The 15,705-nt window shown below is 50.3% G+C and carries 17 protein-coding genes; 8 read left to right on the top strand and 9 right to left on the bottom strand.

The features are described 5' to 3' along the window. Positions 1 to 464: P-loop domain-containing protein (locus IQ260_RS05565; protein ID WP_456152050.1), on the bottom strand; the 464-nt coding region annotated here is incomplete at its 3' end. Positions 465 to 526: 62 nt separating this feature from the next. Here IQ260_RS05565 and IQ260_RS05560 point away from each other — a divergent pair. Continuing rightward, a complete protein-coding gene (locus IQ260_RS05560) occupies positions 527 to 958 on the top strand; it encodes a retroviral-like aspartic protease family protein (protein WP_193991618.1) in 432 nt (143 codons plus the stop codon). A 4-nt stretch (positions 959 to 962) separates the two neighbouring features. Here IQ260_RS05560 and IQ260_RS05555 read toward each other — a convergent pair whose 3' ends face one another. From IQ260_RS05555 to groES, 4 genes are all read right to left on the bottom strand, one after another. After that, positions 963 to 1,433, bottom strand: coding sequence for a ribonuclease toxin HepT-like protein (locus IQ260_RS05555; protein ID WP_193991617.1), 471 nt, complete (start codon positions 1,431 to 1,433; stop codon positions 963 to 965). Then, positions 1,430 to 1,792 (bottom strand): nucleotidyltransferase domain-containing protein, encoded by a 363-nt coding sequence (locus tag IQ260_RS31630; protein WP_193991616.1) that lies wholly within the window; start codon positions 1,790 to 1,792, stop codon positions 1,430 to 1,432. The genes IQ260_RS05555 and IQ260_RS31630 overlap by 4 nt, the downstream gene beginning before the upstream one ends. Positions 1,793 to 1,942: 150 nt before the next feature. Continuing rightward, the gene (gene groL, locus IQ260_RS05545; RefSeq protein WP_193991615.1) at positions 1,943 to 3,574 is read right to left on the bottom strand and encodes a chaperonin GroEL; all 1,632 of its coding nucleotides are present in this window, start codon (positions 3,572 to 3,574) and stop codon (positions 1,943 to 1,945) included. Positions 3,575 to 3,671: 97 nt separating this feature from the next. Beyond that, complete coding sequence (gene groES / locus IQ260_RS05540) at positions 3,672 to 3,983, bottom strand: co-chaperone GroES (protein WP_193991614.1); 312 nt, start codon at positions 3,981 to 3,983, stop codon at positions 3,672 to 3,674. 387 nt (positions 3,984 to 4,370) lie between these two features. On the opposite strand from groES, the gene IQ260_RS05535 reads away from it, so the two are divergent. The 4 genes from IQ260_RS05535 (at position 4,371) to atpC (ending at position 9,222) form a co-directional block, all read left to right on the top strand. Next, entirely contained in the window at positions 4,371 to 5,735 is a 1,365-nt protein-coding gene (locus IQ260_RS05535; protein ID WP_193991612.1) for a two-partner secretion domain-containing protein, read from the top strand. 386 nt (positions 5,736 to 6,121) lie between these two features. Next, positions 6,122 to 7,000 carry a hypothetical protein gene (locus IQ260_RS05530; protein WP_193991610.1) on the top strand — a complete coding sequence of 293 codons (879 nt, stop codon included), beginning with the start codon at positions 6,122 to 6,124 and terminating at the stop codon, positions 6,998 to 7,000. Positions 7,001 to 7,193: 193 nt separating this feature from the next. Continuing rightward, on the top strand, positions 7,194 to 8,648 hold the full coding sequence (gene atpD / locus IQ260_RS05525) for a F0F1 ATP synthase subunit beta (RefSeq protein ID WP_193991608.1): 1,455 nt from the start codon (positions 7,194 to 7,196) through the stop codon (positions 8,646 to 8,648). Positions 8,649 to 8,814: 166 nt separating this feature from the next. Next, entirely contained in the window at positions 8,815 to 9,222 is a 408-nt protein-coding gene (gene atpC, locus IQ260_RS05520) for an ATP synthase F1 subunit epsilon (RefSeq protein ID WP_193991606.1), read from the top strand. Between the two features lie 98 nt (positions 9,223 to 9,320). On the opposite strand, the gene IQ260_RS05515 is transcribed toward atpC, so the two are convergent. Continuing rightward, positions 9,321 to 9,653: a 30S ribosomal protein PSRP-3 gene (locus tag IQ260_RS05515; RefSeq protein WP_193991604.1), complete on the bottom strand. Its 333-nt coding sequence runs from the start codon at positions 9,651 to 9,653 to the stop codon at positions 9,321 to 9,323. A 71-nt stretch (positions 9,654 to 9,724) separates the two neighbouring features. On the opposite strand from IQ260_RS05515, the gene IQ260_RS05510 reads away from it, so the two are divergent. Both IQ260_RS05510 and IQ260_RS05505 read left to right on the top strand, forming a co-directional pair. Then, positions 9,725 to 10,531: a TIGR01548 family HAD-type hydrolase gene (locus tag IQ260_RS05510; protein ID WP_193991602.1), complete on the top strand. Its 807-nt coding sequence runs from the start codon at positions 9,725 to 9,727 to the stop codon at positions 10,529 to 10,531. A 126-nt stretch (positions 10,532 to 10,657) separates the two neighbouring features. Next, positions 10,658 to 12,202 carry a DUF3370 domain-containing protein gene (locus IQ260_RS05505; RefSeq protein ID WP_193991600.1) on the top strand — a complete coding sequence of 515 codons (1,545 nt, stop codon included), beginning with the start codon at positions 10,658 to 10,660 and terminating at the stop codon, positions 12,200 to 12,202. Here the strand turns inward: IQ260_RS05505 and IQ260_RS05500 are convergent. The 3 genes from IQ260_RS05500 to IQ260_RS05490 form a co-directional block, all read right to left on the bottom strand. Further along, positions 12,199 to 12,873 carry a TFIIB-type zinc ribbon-containing protein gene (locus IQ260_RS05500; protein WP_193991598.1) on the bottom strand — a complete coding sequence of 225 codons (675 nt, stop codon included), beginning with the start codon at positions 12,871 to 12,873 and terminating at the stop codon, positions 12,199 to 12,201. The two genes, IQ260_RS05505 and IQ260_RS05500, sit on opposite strands and share 4 nt — an antisense overlap. Positions 12,874 to 13,061: 188 nt before the next feature. After that, on the bottom strand, positions 13,062 to 14,084 hold the full coding sequence (locus tag IQ260_RS05495; RefSeq protein ID WP_193991596.1) for a cysteine hydrolase family protein: 1,023 nt from the start codon (positions 14,082 to 14,084) through the stop codon (positions 13,062 to 13,064). A 42-nt stretch (positions 14,085 to 14,126) separates the two neighbouring features. Further along, the gene (locus tag IQ260_RS05490) at positions 14,127 to 14,906 is read right to left on the bottom strand and encodes an ADP-ribosylglycohydrolase family protein (RefSeq protein WP_193991594.1); all 780 of its coding nucleotides are present in this window, start codon (positions 14,904 to 14,906) and stop codon (positions 14,127 to 14,129) included. A 102-nt stretch (positions 14,907 to 15,008) separates the two neighbouring features. Between IQ260_RS05490 and IQ260_RS05485 the strand changes: the two genes are divergently transcribed. Beyond that, on the top strand, positions 15,009 to 15,701 hold the full coding sequence (locus IQ260_RS05485; protein WP_193991592.1) for an NUDIX hydrolase: 693 nt from the start codon (positions 15,009 to 15,011) through the stop codon (positions 15,699 to 15,701). Positions 15,702 to 15,705 lie beyond the last annotated feature (4 nt).

The following is a 15,705-nucleotide window of genomic DNA, read 5'->3' as shown; positions in this document are numbered from 1 at the left end:
ATATCACCTTTTGTACCAGCACTGGCAATCTGCTTGCGCACAGTGGTATTCCAGCCTAGCAGCGTCTCGCGAATATCCTTATTGATAGTAATTTTTTGCCTGCTGGCATGGCTCAGCAGCTGAATAGCAATGGCATACAGAATATTAGTATGGGTAACCGCTGACATCTCGATTTGATCGGCAATTGAGAAAAATACCACCGCATGGTTTGGCTGCATATCTACTGACACTTGCTTCAGCAACGTGGACTTACCACAGCCCCGGTGACCAGCAAAAACAAACTTGCCATTAGGCAAAGATGCCTCAATTTCTCGACGCAGACGAATACGAACAGAGCGTCCATAGTCCACCCGAAATTTTTCAATCTGCTCCGGTTCGATCAACGGAAACAAATCTAGGTCCTTGTAAGCCTGTTGAAACTTTTCTAGCAGCGTTTCATTCATGCCGTCAGCGCTAATGTCCATAGCATTCTAATGCTATCGGCTGTCATCCTTATCAAGTTATGACCGTAAGACATAATTAGACTATGGGAATCACCTACGCAGCAATTGAACTGCTCAATGGTATTGACCTGGGCCTAGTGCGACGAGGTGCGCTGGCAGATAATCAGGTCCGTCAGCTAACTGTCAATGCCATGGCTGACAGTGGAGCATTGATGCTGTCCATTCCCCAATCCGTTTGTACCCAACTGGGTCTGGACATTTTGGGTGAAGCCGACGCAGAGCTGGCAGATGGCTCCGTCGTTCAATTCAACATTGCTGGCCCGATTGAAGTGCGTTTTCAAAATCGTCGTACAACAGTTGAAGCCCTAGTCGTACCCAACGAAACCGATGTACTGCTGGGAGCGATTCCCATGGAAGGGATGGATCTCCTAGTCGATCCCAAACAGCAAAAATTAGTACTTAATCCCAAAAGCCCTGGCAAAGCTCGCGTGATGCTAAAGGGGCATAGACCCTGAGGTCTTAAGAGCTTTCCAGAAAACCCTGAAATGCTTTCAAGTCTTTTAACACCTGTTCATAGGCCAACGGTAACATCTCAATATTTTGAGCAATCAATGACGGCTCCAAAGCATGGGTGTAATTATTTCGGACAACATGGCGAAAGGCTAAAACCGCTTTCAAAATTTTATAGGTGTCATGCGCAATAACAGGCGGGCGAACTCCGGGAACCTCTAGCTGCATCTGATCCAGTAGCTCCTGATGCCAACGTTCAGAATGCTGAACGGAACTGCCATCCACCCTGCGGGCAACTTGCTCAAAGATTTTTTCTAGCCCTGTATAAAACCCTTGTAGTCCGAAGCCTGCTGCAATCCAGTAAGCATCTATGTTTGTGGTTTCTGCCTGCTGTGCCTGTGCCATGGCATAGCTATATTCCTGCTCTAGCTCCTGAGCCTTTTGCTGAATATAGCCACTGAGAACAGCAAACTGACTCACAACACTCGTCCTTTGTTATGAATCTCAGCTATTAAAGATTCTGGGGCTGACTCAACACGCACCAAATCAACGCTGAATTCCTTGATACCTACTAACAAGTCACCTAGCGCTTCACAATAGTGCTCTAGGTTTAGACCTTTCACGGCTAAGTCAAGATCTGATTCTAGATACACATCGTCTGCATTCAGCATGGAGCCGAACAACCATACAGTTTCCACCCCAAAGGTGTGCTTCAAATAATCAGCAGCTTCCTGGGCGCGTATCTGACCTAGCTCATAGTGAGCCCGCCGCTGCTGTTTTTTCTGCTGGCGACGGTGCTGGTGATGAGCGGTATAGGCTTGAAAGCTGGGTGCGGCCACAGAAAACATCCTCAGACAGCTGGTTAAATCATAGCGGGAATAAAGCATTGGCCAAAGCACCCAAAAAAGCGGCAGATGCTAAACACCTACCGCTTTCGTTAGCATTCACCGATGCCCAAGGGCACTGGTCGCTTTAACTAAGGACGCGCCTTAGTAGTCAAAGTCGCCGCCCATGCCAGCGCCAGCGCCAGCAGCTTCCTTAGGCTCGGGCTTGTCTACGACGATGCACTCAGTAGTGAGCACCATGGCTGCGATAGAAGCCGCGTTCTGAGTAGCAGAGCGAGTTACTTTAGCCGGGTCAACAACACCAGCAGCAAGCATATCGACATATTCGTTAGTGGCTGCGTTAAAGCCGATGTTGAACTCCTTCTCTTTGACGCGCTCGGCAACTACCGCACCGTTCTGACCAGCGTTCTCAGCAATGCGCTTAAGAGGAGCCGTCAGGGCACGAGTCACGATTAGAGCACCGGTCAACTCTTCACCAGTCAGGTTAGCGTTGGACCACTCTTCGAGACCAGGAGCCAGGTGGGCCAGGGTGGTACCACCGCCAGGAACGATGCCTTCTTCAACTGCGGCCTTAGTGGCGTTGATGGCATCTTCTAGACGGAGTTTGCGGTCTTTCATCTCAGTTTCGGTGGCAGCACCGACCTTGATGACGGCTACACCGCCGGATAGCTTAGCCAAGCGCTCCTGCAATTTCTCTTTGTCATAGCTAGAGTCAGACTCTTCGATTTGACGACGAATCTGCTCGCAGCGCGCCTTGACATCGGCTTCGTTACCTTCTGCTACCAGGGTGGTGGTGTCCTTGGTTAGGGTAATGCGACGGGAGGTGCCAAGCATTTCGATGGTGACGCCATCAAGCTTGAGACCAGCGTCTTCAGTGATCACTTGACCACCGGTTAGAACAGCAATGTCTTCAAGCATGGACTTACGGCGATCGCCAAAGCCAGGGGCCTTAACGGCAGCTACGTTGAGCACACCGCGCAGACGGTTAACGACGAGGGTAGCTAGGGCTTCTTTCTCGATGTCTTCGGCAATGATTAGCAAAGGCTTGCCGGAGCGGGCAACTTGCTCAAGCACAGGCACCAGATCCTGTACCAGGGCAATTTTCTTGTCGGTGAGCAGAATGTAGGGGTCGTCTAGAACGGCTTCCATCCGCTCGGTGTCGGTGGCGAAGTAAGGGGAAATATAGCCCTTATCAAAGCGCATACCTTCAGTGATTTCTAGCTCAGTCGTCATGGACTTGCCTTCTTCCAAGGAGATGACGCCTTCACGGCCAACTTTCTCCATGGCTTCGGCAATCATTTTGCCGACTTCTTCATCGTTACCAGCGGAGATTGTACCGACCTGGGCGATGGACGTGGAGTCACCAACGGGCTGGGCTTTCTCGGCGATGCGCTCTACCAGGTAAGCGGTGGCTTTTTCAACACCACGCTTAAGTGCGATCGCATTAGCACCAGCGGCCACATTACGTAAACCTTCTTTGACAATGGCGTGAGCCAGTACAGTTGCAGTGGTTGTACCGTCACCAGCCGCGTCGTTAGTCTTAGATGCGGCCTGACGAATCAGAGCCACACCCGTATTTTCAATGTTGTCCTCTAGCTCGATTTCCTTAGCAATGGTGACACCATCGTTAACGATTTGGGGAGAGCCGAACTTCTTTTCAAGGACGACGTTGCGACCTTTGGGGCCAAGGGTAACAGCAACTGCCTCAGCCAAAGTATCCATGCCTTTTTCTAGGGCACGACGAGCATTCTCGTTATATATGATGCGCTTAGCCATGAATCAACCTATGTTTCAGAACGTTGTTAAAGGGGTCTAGGGTAGGAACAAGAAGCGAGCTTCTCATCGCTCAAAACTCAACAAACCAGGCTGTCTCTTAGCCAACGACCGCCAGGATGTCCTTTTCAGATAGCAGGACGTAGTCATCACCACCAAGTTTGATGTCAGTACCTGCATACTTGGAGTAAAGAACGTTGTTGCCCACTTCTACGTCGGGGGCCTGACGGCTACCGTCGTCGCCACGCTTACCAGGACCAACTGCTGTGATTTCGCCAACCTGGGGCTTTTCCTTAGCGGTATCAGGTAGCAAAATGCCGCCAGCGGTCTTCTCTTCAGATGCGCTGACTTTGATAAGAACGCGATCACCTAGGGGAGTGACGCTTGAAACACTCAAAGAAATGGCTGCCATAGTTTTCTCCGAACTTTGATAGATCAATATTCGGCAATTGCATCAAGGCGATACTGATTCGCCCGAGCAGTCCCTTTTCCGTCTGGAAGGATCTGAATAGGGAAAGAAGCTGCAACCTAGACGCGGTTTAGCACTCTCCATTGCCGAGTGCTAATTTATCGCTTTAGGAGTTGCGATCGCAACACACCTAGGAGTACGGGTTCCCGTACTCAGGCTGGATCTCAAGGAGGTGATTAACTTCATGATCTCCACACATTTATCTTTACGGCTGCTTCAGGTTGGATTAAAAAATACCCGTATATTTGTAGGGGTGGGTGACATCTGTAGTTCTTGATACGTCTTTGCCTAGTGCATATGCTGACACGCTGTCTAGCAATTGCTAACCCCATGAGTCTCAAATTTTTCTACCTGCTTTGGATGACCATCCCCCTGGGGTTACTGGGTCTTCAAGGTGCTGCTTCAGCGCAGCTTTCACAACCAGCACCCGTACCCACCAGTATTCTGCCAGCAACGTCTGATACCACCGTTATCCAGCAATCAAATCAGATTGATATCCTGGGCGGACAGTCATCGAGTGGTGCGGCCCCCAATGTCGTGCATCAGTTCCAGGAGTTTAATCTAGGGGCAGCTGATGCCGCTAATTTTGTGGTTAACCCTGATGTTGCCAACGTCATCAGTCTGATCGATGCTCTGCAGCCGTCAACCATCGATGGCTTGCTGAAATTAACCAGCAGCGATCCTAACGTTGCCAGTGCCGCAAATCTTTTTCTAGTCAATCCCGCTGGTATCGTTTTTGGCGAAAACATGAGCCTCAACCTACCGACAGGATTGACCGCTACTACTGCCTCCGGTCTACTGTTTGAAGACCTGTATCGTCTATCCATAGATGGTTCAGTCAGCGAAATTGCATTACCCGTTAGCACCACTGCAACCAAAGGAGGCGTGGCCACGGTACAGGACCTGACAGGGGACCCGAATGGTTATTTCTTTGCAACGGAATCTAGCAGCACGGCTGTTTTAGGCCCGCTCTCCCCAGAGCTACCTTCAGGGAGTATTCACAACCAGGCTAGGCTACAGGTATCGCCCCAAGCCTCCATCACGTTGATCGGCTCGTATGTTCAAAATGACGGTGAGCTAGTGGCCCCCGGTGGCACCGTTAATCTGGTGGCAGTATCCGGTGACTCGCTCCTCCGTCTGACTCAGACTGGGGGGCTATTATCCCTGGATTTAATCGCTACGGACACACCTACGTCGCTCTCAAGTACAGACATTCCACTGCGTTTGACGGGGGGCGGCAATCAAGGTGCAACTCAAATAGAAATCACTAGTAATGGCTCTCAGCTGCTAACGAGTACCCCACCCCTAACGCCTGATACAGGTAAGGTTTTAGTCCGAGGAACCATTGATGTCTCTGATGACAGTAATCAGGGCAACGTCAATATTGTGGGCGAACAAATCAATTTGATTGGCAGCGATATCCATGCCGATAGTGCCCGCCAAGCAGGGACCATATCCATTGGTGACGGGTCTGCTAACAGTAATGTAAGTAGCGAATATGTGCTTGTCGATCGTAATTCCACCCTGTCGGCTGATTCCACAACAGGTTCAGGGGGTGTCATTCAAATTAGGGCCACAGATACGCTGCGGTTTTACGGTGAGGCAACGGCAACCGGGGCTAATTCCAGGCTTGATGGCACCGTCAGACTGGATGCGGATGAGAATCTTGATATTCGAAAGCCTGTAGCTAGGTAGGTCTTTCTCGGGTCTAAGTCATTTAGACAGCAGTAGCCGTTTAGATAGCTTATTAGGCAACTTACACATTACTCACACACCACAGAGCGGCGACGTCACCAAAATGACGTCGCTTTTTTAATGGAAAACTACGGGTTTACACCGATGTAGCCTGCGTAATATCACCTGAAATCAACAGGTTTTGATGTCTATTTTTAATAAAGCTTACGTAGTTTCAAGGAATTTTCTGGTGGAAAATGCCACTCTATAAAAACCGCCATACCCCTTACAGAAAGAGAATTTTCTTGATTTCTCAGCTCTTTAAAGGCAGTGATGGTACTTAGACCAATCAGTTCTTTTTGATACATCTAAGTATTTGGCATTTTTGATATTTCAAAGTTTTATCCATGCGAACATTCCTTCCTTCGACTCCCCAAGTTGGTTTGGCTAGCCTTTTCAGTGCCGGATTGCTAGCCGTTGGCAGTACCGTCACTCAGGCAGCTTGCTTAAGCGGCTGCAGTCAAAATGGGCTGGTATTTAGTGAAGCCTCCAGCAGCTTCAAAATTACCGATGTCGCCGGAGTCGGTACCCGTGAGAACCCGTTTGTTGTATACCAAGATGTTTTGGGATTGGATATCTCATTAGCCGTTAGCGGTTTAACCAATGCCAGTCAGCACTCACTGTTTAACCGCCCAGGGTTTGCTATCAGTATTGTGTCGCGTAACCTGACAGGGGCATTTTGGCGATTTTATGACCATGAACTGCAAGAGACCGCCGGGGTATCCAGCAGTGAAAACGACGGTCTTTCATTCGCTCAAGGTCTTGGCGCCGTTCGACCTTATACATCAGACCGCTACACTCAGGCTGATGAAGTAACAGATGTCCGAGACTTTATAAATTTCTATCGAGGAGCGGGGGTTAATCCCGGTGAAAGTGTGCGATTTGACTACTTCATCACCGACACTATTCCCAACCAGCAATTTTATATTCGTCAGCGCCCCGATTACCGTCCTAACACCACGCCGACATCGGTGATTCTGCAAAATTCTTTGAAACCCATTCCAGAAGTTCAGCCAACGCCAGTCAGCCCTATAGAGACGGCTCTGCAACCAACCACAGTTCAACCCGTGGCACAGCCAACAAACAGCCCCGTCCCGCTTACAAAAACAGCCAACAATCCTCAGTCCGTACCTGAGCCTTCAAGCTCTGTCGTGGGGCTCCTGAGCGCTCTACTATCTATGGTTTTAACGACTCAGCGTCAGCGACTGCGTTCACCAAAGCCATAAACATCCATCAGCCAGCCATCAGATTAGGGGAACAAATCTAAATGCTTATAATCGCTCAAAAGTTCTCCGACTATAGCAAATACCAGTGCCATGGATGATACATCTAGTGATAATCTTTTACATGGCACTTTGAAAGTAAAAATAAAATTAAAAGTCGCCGCAGTAGCTAATACCCCTAGGATAAGGCGCAAGCATGGTCACCACTGCAGAGAAAACAAATACTGGCTATATCACTCAGATTATTGGCCCTGTTGTAGACGTTAAATTCCCAGCTGGCGAGCTGCCCAGCATTTATAACGCGCTCAAGATTGAAGGCACTAATCCTGCTGGTCAGACTGTTTCTGTCACCTGTGAAGTACAGCAGCTACTAGGTGACAGCCAGGTAAGAGCCGTTGCTATGCTTTCTACTGATGGCTTGGTCAGAGGCATGGAAGTTGCTGATATGGGTTCGCCGATCAATGTACCTGTTGGTCCCCCCACCTTAGGTCGCATCTTTAACGTTCTTGGTGAGCCTGTGGATGAGAAAGGTGATGTGGATATGTCCACTACCTTGCCTATTCACCGAGCTGCTCCCAAGCTAACTGAACTGGAGACTAAGCCCTCCGTATTTGAAACAGGTATTAAAGTTATTGACCTCTTAGCTCCCTACCGTAAAGGTGGTAAGACGGGTCTCTTTGGTGGTGCTGGCGTGGGCAAAACCGTATTGATTCAGGAGCTAATCAACAATATTGCCCTGCAGCACGGTGGTGTTTCTGTGTTTGCTGGTGTGGGTGAGCGCACCCGTGAAGGTAACGACCTTTACAACGAATTTATTGAGTCTGGCGTAATTAATGCCGATGACTTGGGTAAATCGAAAGTAGCCCTGGTGTACGGTCAAATGAATGAGCCCCCTGGAGCTCGCATGCGTGTGGCTCTGTCGGCCCTGACCATGGCTGAGTACTTCCGTGATGTGAACAAGCAGGATGTTCTGTTGTTTGTTGACAACATCTTCCGCTTTGTACAGGCAGGTTCTGAAGTATCTGCCCTGTTGGGTCGTATGCCTTCGGCTGTGGGTTACCAGCCTACCTTAGGTACTGATATGGGTGACCTGCAGGAGAGAATTACGTCTACCCTAGAAGGCTCTATTACATCTATTCAGGCCGTATATGTACCGGCGGACGACTTGACTGACCCGGCTCCTGCCACCACATTTGCACACTTGGATGCAACAACGGTCCTTTCCCGTGCATTGGCATCTAAGGGTATTTACCCTGCTGTGGATCCTCTGGATTCTACATCCACGATGCTTCAGCCTGATGTTGTTGGTAGTGAGCACTACGCCACTGCTCGGGCGGTTCAATCTATTCTGCAGCGCTACAAGGAGCTTCAGGATATCATCGCAATTTTGGGTCTAGATGAGCTTTCTGAGGATGACCGTTTGGCGGTTGCCCGTGCTCGTAAGATTGAGAAATTCCTTTCGCAGCCTTTCTTCGTTGCGGAAATCTTTACGGGTATGTCTGGTAAGTATGTTTCTCTTGAAGACACCATTAAGGGTTTCAATATGATTCTCTCGGGTGATCTAGATGAGATTCCTGAGCAGGCTTTCTACCTTAAGGGTGACATTGCTGAAGTGATGGCAGCTGCCGAGAAAATCAAGGCTGAAAGTTAAGCTTTAGCTGATCTCGGGGTCGTAAAGATTACGACTTTGCGAGTGGTGAGTAGTGTGAGGTAAACGAGACCATCTTTTTCATTCTTAATGGACTTGAGTGCTCTCTGAGTTTTGTCACCACGCACTATTCACTATTCACTATTCATCTTTAATTTTTAAGAGTCTTATGGCATTAGCAGTGCGCGTAGTGGCTCCCGACAAAACAGTTTGGGATGCTGAAGCGGAAGAGGTAGTGCTACCGAGTACTACCGGTCAATTGGGTATTTTGAGTGGTCACGCTCCGTTACTGACAGCGCTGGATATCGGTGTTTTGCGTGTGCGGGCTGAGAAAGATTGGGTTGCGATCGCGCTCATGGGCGGTTTTGCTGAAGTAGAAAACAATGAAGTGACCGTTTTGGTCAATGGTGCCGAGCGCGGCGATAGCATTGACCTTTCTGCAGCTCAAGCGGAGTACACATCTGCCAAGTCAGAAGCCGATAAGGTTGCTGGCGATGACAAGCAGGCTGTTATTCAGGCTAACAAGTCCCTCAAGCGGGCACGAGCACGTGTGCAGGCAGCAGGCGGCAGCATCTAATCAATCTGGGGGATTGACCCCAATTTTCACAGTAAAAACCCCGTCTGTTTCCTTAGAAAGCAGACGGGGTTTTGATGAAATATGCTCGGACGACTAGATCACGAACTACCTGTAAAGGCAACATCGGGGAATTTGTCAGCTGCCTTTTGCATGGGCAGAGTTTTCCCACCTTCCTGCCAGTAGTTGATGATTTCAGTAGCTTGGTTTAAGAGATCAATACGTTCTTCTTCGGCAATCCAAGTCTTGGATTCAAGTTCTATCTTCATCTGATCCCACGCATCATTGCGCGGCCAGAAAAAGTAAGAGGTCAGCGGACTCGAGCCCTTGCCCACTACTTGATCCACGGCGAGAGCCACATCCTTGTCGAGCCAGAGAACCTTTAAGATAAATCGAGACAATGCAAACCTCCGCTGTACGCCTCTTGGCTTCAAAACTATACAGTCTACAATCTTAGCGCATTCGTTGCAGTAAGCCCATGGAAAATTAGCCTCTCTCCCCCATAATGCCTAACCCTATTGCCCTAGCGATTTTTGATATTGATGGTGTTGTCCGTGACGTCAGCGGATCGTACCGCCGCGCGATCGCAGACACAGTGGAAACGTTTACCCAAGGACACTATCGCCCCACACCGGCTGACATTGACCAGCTCAAAAGTGAAGGTATTTGGAACAACGACTGGAAGGCGTCTCAAGAACTTATTCTCCGCCATAGTCAAGCCTCAGGGTGTTCGTACCCCTCTGACTATGACGCCATCGTTGCTTATTTCCAAGAACGCTATCGAGGCAAAGGAGACGACCCTAGCCAATGGACTGGCTACATCACGCAAGAACCTGTACTGATGAGCGCCCAATATCTAGCTAACTTGGCTAAAGGCGGTGTCCCATCAGCCTTTTTTAGCGGAGCCACTAGGGGATCTGCCAACTACATTCTGCAGCAGCGCATGGGTCTGCATGAGCCGATCCTGATTGCCATGGCCGACGCCCCCAGCAAACCAGACCCCACAGGGCTTTACATGACCATTGACCAGCTTGAAGTGGCTATACCGCCTGGGCTACCGGTTTTGTACGCGGGGGATACGGTGGCGGATATGGCCACCATTACCGCAGCCAAAGCTGAATTTCCTCAACGCACATGGCTGGGAGTAGGGGTTTTGCCTCCCCATGTGCAGACAGATAATGACTACAAAAATCGTTATTGTGAAACGCTCAAAACAGCGGGTGCTGTTCTAGTGGTGTCTCATATTGAACAGTTAACGCCCGAAAAAATTCAAGTCTTGATCAATGCGGATGTCGGCGGGAATGTCGGCTAATGCGGGGGAAGAACCACTCCCTTGAACGGCACAGTCAATCACATTAGTACCGCTGGGATGGTAAGTTAGGCGACAGTCATTTACGCCCGCTGTCTAAACGCTGCTCTCAGTATCTGTTCACACCTCATGAGTCTATTGCCGTTCCTGTTCGCGCTGTCTGCGGTTGCCCCGGTTTCCTTACCTGTTTCTGGTACCTATGATGTCGGACCTACCGGAGTACAACCGCCAGTTCGTACTGTTCACCTCACTGAAACGTCGGTACCAGGAGAGTTGAATAGGAATGTCGTCGCAGATAATTCTGGCCAAGTCATTCCCCATATTCAGGAAGTGCGCCCGCTGCCTGGGGGGCTAGACGAGGTACCTGTTTTTAACAGCAATAGTCCCGAGATTATCGCCGCAGAAGGTATTCTTCTATCGACGTTTCCATCCCGAGGGAAAGCAGAGCCAGCTGCCCATCTAGACTATGCATTTGAGGGCCGGTTTGATATCTTTGACCACCATGTGGTCCAGGCTCAAGGCGACAGTGATACCCGCACCCGCTACCTGGGGATTGTGGTACACAACCCGAGCCGTAAGCCTGTCACCCTGCGATTTCGTGAAGCGGCTAGCTATCTCAGTCAAGAAGCGCCCTGGCACGGTCGCAGCGATGTGGAATTCAACCTGGCGAGTACTCAGTTTTCAGGTCCAGGTAGTCGTCTCATGAATGAAATCTTGAGAGATCGGCGGCAGTCGTTTTGGCCTAACGAAATTACCATTCCGGCCCGAGAGAGCTATCTCTTAATGAATGCTCCACTGCCTGTGCGCCGGTTAACCGTGCCAACGGACGGCAGTTTGGCTGCAGGCAGTGAGTTGTTACCGCGATTGCCAAAGAGCCTGGGGGGCAATCGCAGTAATGCGCGCTCCACTCTTATGCGTCTGTCCAGCGATGGCCCTGTATATGTCGCCAGCCTGGCTATGTTTGCCCCCCGAACAGCTACAGGTGAGCGGGTACCCAGTTTAGCCGAGTGGTTACAGGTACTAGCCAATGGCCGTCTTGCTACCCCCCGCGATCTGGCCCCGTCACGACCAGGGCGTCGCGCTAATCCCTTTATCTATGGTCGCGTTGCTGGCGTAAGCCAGGGGTCACGCTGGCTGGCCCAACTGACCGATCGCCGTTCATCGCAGCTGCGGATTCCGGCTCCAGGGGCACAGCTCTCCTATGCCATTAGTACCGTTGATCACAATACTTTTGGCACAGGACAAATCCAAAGTGCCCCCATGCTCAGGCGCTATAAGGACACGGCTTACCGGGCCCATGGCAACTATGGGACTGAGTATGTCTTAACGTTACCCTTGCATAACCCCACAGCGCGCCAACAAAAGGTTGCGCTCTCCGTACAAACGCCTCTACAGAATGAAACCCTTAAAAACGCCCTGACGTTTTTAACCCCCCACGACTCTAGAATTTTCTTCCGTGGCACTGTCTTATTTTTGTACACCAATGACCAGGGGGAACGTCGGGCTGATTACATTCACCTCGTTCAGCGAAGAGGCCAAATCGGCTCCCCTCTAGTAGAACTCACCCTGGCCCCTGATGAAGAGCGGTCTGTGGAAGTGCATTTTTTATATCCGCCAGACGCCACACCCCCTCAGGCTTTAACCCTGACAACCTACGATGACGGCTCAAATTAAGCGGTAATCGGGCTGTTATGCCCCTGACCAGAAGCCACGGGATGTTGGTAGCTAGCTTCTTCTTTCGGAACGTCATTTTGCGACACTGACCTGGGTACCGGAATATATCGGGATTCATCCTCAGAAGGCGGTACCTGATTGAGAACTGACAGAATATAATCCCGATGAGGATGCTGCTCCAACCAGGATCGGATCCTTAGCGCCTGAGCATAGTCCTCGTCGCCCAAGGCGCTACGATATGTTTCCTCTAGGACTCGATTAAACTCAGCCTGGCGAATTTGAGACTGCCATGGTTCGGAGAAAACTAGATGGACCTTATTGTGAATATTGTGGACCTGCAGAATATCCCACTCACCTCGATCAAACCAGATACCTCCGCAGTGGGAGCACCGATCGAGATAAAACTCTAGACCATGTCCCACCTTAGCCCGTCGCATTAGATGGTTGCACTCGGGGCAAAAGGACGCACGCCGATTGTCAGACACTCTGTCACTGATATCTAAAGCATCACAGTGCTTGATCTTCCCGTTGCTAGGCTGCCACTCTAACCAATGCCAGTAGTCGTAGGAGGAAACCCATTGACCCTCACAAGTTTCACAGGCGTGAACGGCTAAGTGCTGATCGAGCCGCTCACGCTTTAGATGGGATGTCTCGCAACAGGGGCAATACATAACAGGGGCCTAATAAAGATTTTAAAGGGGGCAAAATAATGCTTTATTAACGCAAACAGAAAAGCTTAGGGGTATGAAAAAAGTATGAAGTAAATGTATAGTCCTTCGCGTTAACTTCACTTTAATTAAATTATTCCAGCGGCGACAGAATAATAGAAAATTGCCACATTTTGATAAGTAGACTCGATCTAGCTGGGGAGCCAGCTTTCAACCGGGCTTGTTGACTGGATGATAGTCATACCGGCTTCAGCAAATCGTTGATAGGCCGCCTCGGCTGCATCTGAAAAGTCAACGACGTCGGGCACCACGACTGGCGAGCTGCAGTCTTCTAAGAGATATATTTTGTGGGCTAGTGCTGCATCGATTTGCTGGATTTCACTGAGCAGATCGGCAATGGTCCAGGCAACACAGTGACTTTTGGCTTGACCTGCGATCGCAACCGCATCAAATGTCAGCAAATGCTGAATCAACGCCTGATTCTTTTTGGCGACTGGAGCGCCCGTAGGATCGTCTAACACCTCCGGTCGCAGCACTGAGTAGTTTTCCGTGAGGGCATTACTTCCCTTGAGTTCAAACCGGGTCTGACACTGACGGACCAAATTATGGAAAAAACAAGCTTCCTCAAAGGCTGATACCAGGCTATGGCCAATGCCCCCCAGCATGGAGTGATAGGGCCACACCGTTAGCGGATATTTGCCATCGTCACTAAGTCGTTGTACATAGTGCAACGCAAACGCTTCTAGCTGCTCCAGCTCCATCCCCAGACTATGAACAATGGCTGGATTCACCCGCCAGCGACCGCTACGCACATCGTCTAGCTCTATCATCGTCATGGGAGCCGGCATCTGACCGTCGGTGTCTATCCAAAAGGCTCCATGAAAAATTTGCACAGCCCGATGGGTATCCATGGTGGGCACAATTTCGGTAATGTGGCCCAGATGACGATAGACAAACTCACACAGACGACGGGTATCGTCCACCGCCCCTTGCCCTGATTTGCCCCCGACAAAGAGTTCAAACCCAGGAATACAAAAGGTATTTTGCACATCAATGGCCAACAAACACAGCCGTGGTTTATCGGTGTTGGCCGATTTAATGCTGTGGGTTTGAGCCCAAGTCTGGGCTTCGGCAGCTCGTTTTTCATAGGGGACACGCCACACCTCACCAACGCGGTCAGCCGCAAAAAACTCAGGAATGGGTAAAGAGGCCATTACAGATATCTCCAGAGATATTGCCTAAGATATTGCCTACGCTCAGGGCATAGGATAGGTTGCTTGAAACTGCACCACAACAGTTTGCAACGGGACGGGAAGTAATGCCCAAACGCGATCGGCAATAGTGTCTGGGACTTCACCATAGAACGCTTCTGCAATGCTACCGGTAATACAGGTAAGCGTATCGGCATCGCCGCCGAGGGAGACTGCATTGCGAACTGCATCGGTAAAACTGGTGGATTCTAGAAACGCGATGATTGCCTCAGGGACGGTTTCTTGGCACGACTCATTAAACTCGTATGTGGGGCGGATCTGATCGAGGCTGCGACTCAGATCATAGCCAAATTGGGTTTCTATATATTGTTTGATCGAGGGTTTAGACTGCCCCTGACGAGCGAGAAATATAGCCGCAGCTGTTGCCTGAGCCCCCTTAATCCCTTCGGGATGGTTGTGGGTAACCACGGCGGTCTGTTGTGCAGCCTGCAAAACAGCGTCTAACGTCTGATGGGCATAGGCCACAGGACTCACTCGCATGGCGGCTCCGTTGCCCCAGCTGTTGTAGGGCTGACTGTTGGCTGAGGCAGCCCAGGCTTGAAAGCGGGCTCCATAGCCGCCGCAAGGATCGGGATAGAGCTGATAGTAGCGTTTGAAAGCATCTGTATAGGTGCCACCATGGAGCAAAACATCGGCTACAGCCACTGTCAAAATGGTGTCATCGGTAAAGATGCTCTGATCTGTAAATAGGGGAAAGTCCTTTGTCTTTTGGGGAGCGAACTCATAGGCAGAGCCGATGGTATCACCTGTGATGGCGCCAAGCATGAAAGATAACCGTAAGGGCCAAGAAAACTGCTGTATTGTGTATTTATTACACTAAGTATCATTTGGTTATAGCCAATCCCTTCTGAAACGTCAACGGCTGCCATGGCCTATACCTATGACTATCCCAGGCCAGCGGTCACAGTAGACTGTGTGGTGTTTGGCCTCGATCCGACAGATTGTTTGCAGGTGTTGCTGATCCAGCGATGGTTAGACCCATTTGCCGGCCAATGGGCGCTGCCTGGCGGATTTGTGCGACATCAGGAAGGGTTGGTGCAAGCGGCTCATCGTGAGCTGCGAGAAGAAACCGGTATTGCCGATCTATTTTTGGAGCAGTTACAGGCTTACGGTCAGCCTCAGCGCGATCCGCGAGGTCACACGGTCACGGTGGCGTTTTATGCTCTGGTAAATCTGTGGAACTATCAGGTCAGAGCCGCAACCGATGCCAAGCAAGCACGCTGGTGGCCCATGGATAGACTACCAGCGCTGGCCTTTGACCACGATGTAATTGTGCAAGATGCGATCGCAACTCTGCGCACCACAATTCGCCACCGGCCCATTGGTTTTGAGTTACTACCCGCCAAATTTACCCTGACTCAGCTGCAGCGGCTCTATGAAACTGTGCTAGCTCGCCCCTTTGACAAGCGAAACTTTCGCAAGAAACTGCTCAAGCTCGATATTCTTGTAGCCCTAGACGAAAAAGAAACGAACGTTGCCCACCGGGCCGCTCAGCTCTACCGGTTTGATCAAGCCAAATACCTAGAACGTCAGCAAACAGAATTTAATTTCGATCTGTAGGAAA

This window comes from Leptolyngbya cf. ectocarpi LEGE 11479 (genome assembly GCF_015207065.1).
GTDB lineage: Bacteria > Cyanobacteriota > Cyanobacteriia > Phormidesmidales > Phormidesmidaceae > Leptothoe > Leptothoe ectocarpi.
This window is presented reverse-complemented; position numbering and strand designations above follow the sequence as displayed.

Excerpts from the sequence above, each read along its gene's own strand:
- IQ260_RS05560 (WP_193991618.1), top strand. The coding sequence starts at position 527 with ATGGGAATCACCTACGCAGCAATTGAACTGCTCAATGGTATTGACCTG.
- groL (WP_193991615.1), bottom strand. The coding sequence starts at position 3,574 with ATGGCTAAGCGCATCATATATAACGAGAATGCTCGTCGTGCCCTAGAA.
- groES (WP_193991614.1), bottom strand. The coding sequence starts at position 3,983 with ATGGCAGCCATTTCTTTGAGTGTTTCAAGCGTCACTCCCCTAGGTGAT.
- IQ260_RS05535 (WP_193991612.1), top strand. The coding sequence starts at position 4,371 with ATGAGTCTCAAATTTTTCTACCTGCTTTGGATGACCATCCCCCTGGGG.
- IQ260_RS05530 (WP_193991610.1), top strand. The coding sequence starts at position 6,122 with ATGCGAACATTCCTTCCTTCGACTCCCCAAGTTGGTTTGGCTAGCCTT.
- atpD (WP_193991608.1), top strand. The coding sequence starts at position 7,194 with ATGGTCACCACTGCAGAGAAAACAAATACTGGCTATATCACTCAGATT.
- atpC (WP_193991606.1), top strand. The coding sequence starts at position 8,815 with ATGGCATTAGCAGTGCGCGTAGTGGCTCCCGACAAAACAGTTTGGGAT.
- IQ260_RS05510 (WP_193991602.1), top strand. The coding sequence starts at position 9,725 with ATGCCTAACCCTATTGCCCTAGCGATTTTTGATATTGATGGTGTTGTC.
- IQ260_RS05505 (WP_193991600.1), top strand. The coding sequence starts at position 10,658 with ATGAGTCTATTGCCGTTCCTGTTCGCGCTGTCTGCGGTTGCCCCGGTT.
- IQ260_RS05500 (WP_193991598.1), bottom strand. The coding sequence starts at position 12,873 with ATGTATTGCCCCTGTTGCGAGACATCCCATCTAAAGCGTGAGCGGCTC.
- IQ260_RS05495 (WP_193991596.1), bottom strand. The coding sequence starts at position 14,084 with ATGGCCTCTTTACCCATTCCTGAGTTTTTTGCGGCTGACCGCGTTGGT.
- IQ260_RS05490 (WP_193991594.1), bottom strand. The coding sequence starts at position 14,906 with ATGCTTGGCGCCATCACAGGTGATACCATCGGCTCTGCCTATGAGTTC.
- IQ260_RS05485 (WP_193991592.1), top strand. The coding sequence starts at position 15,009 with ATGGCCTATACCTATGACTATCCCAGGCCAGCGGTCACAGTAGACTGT.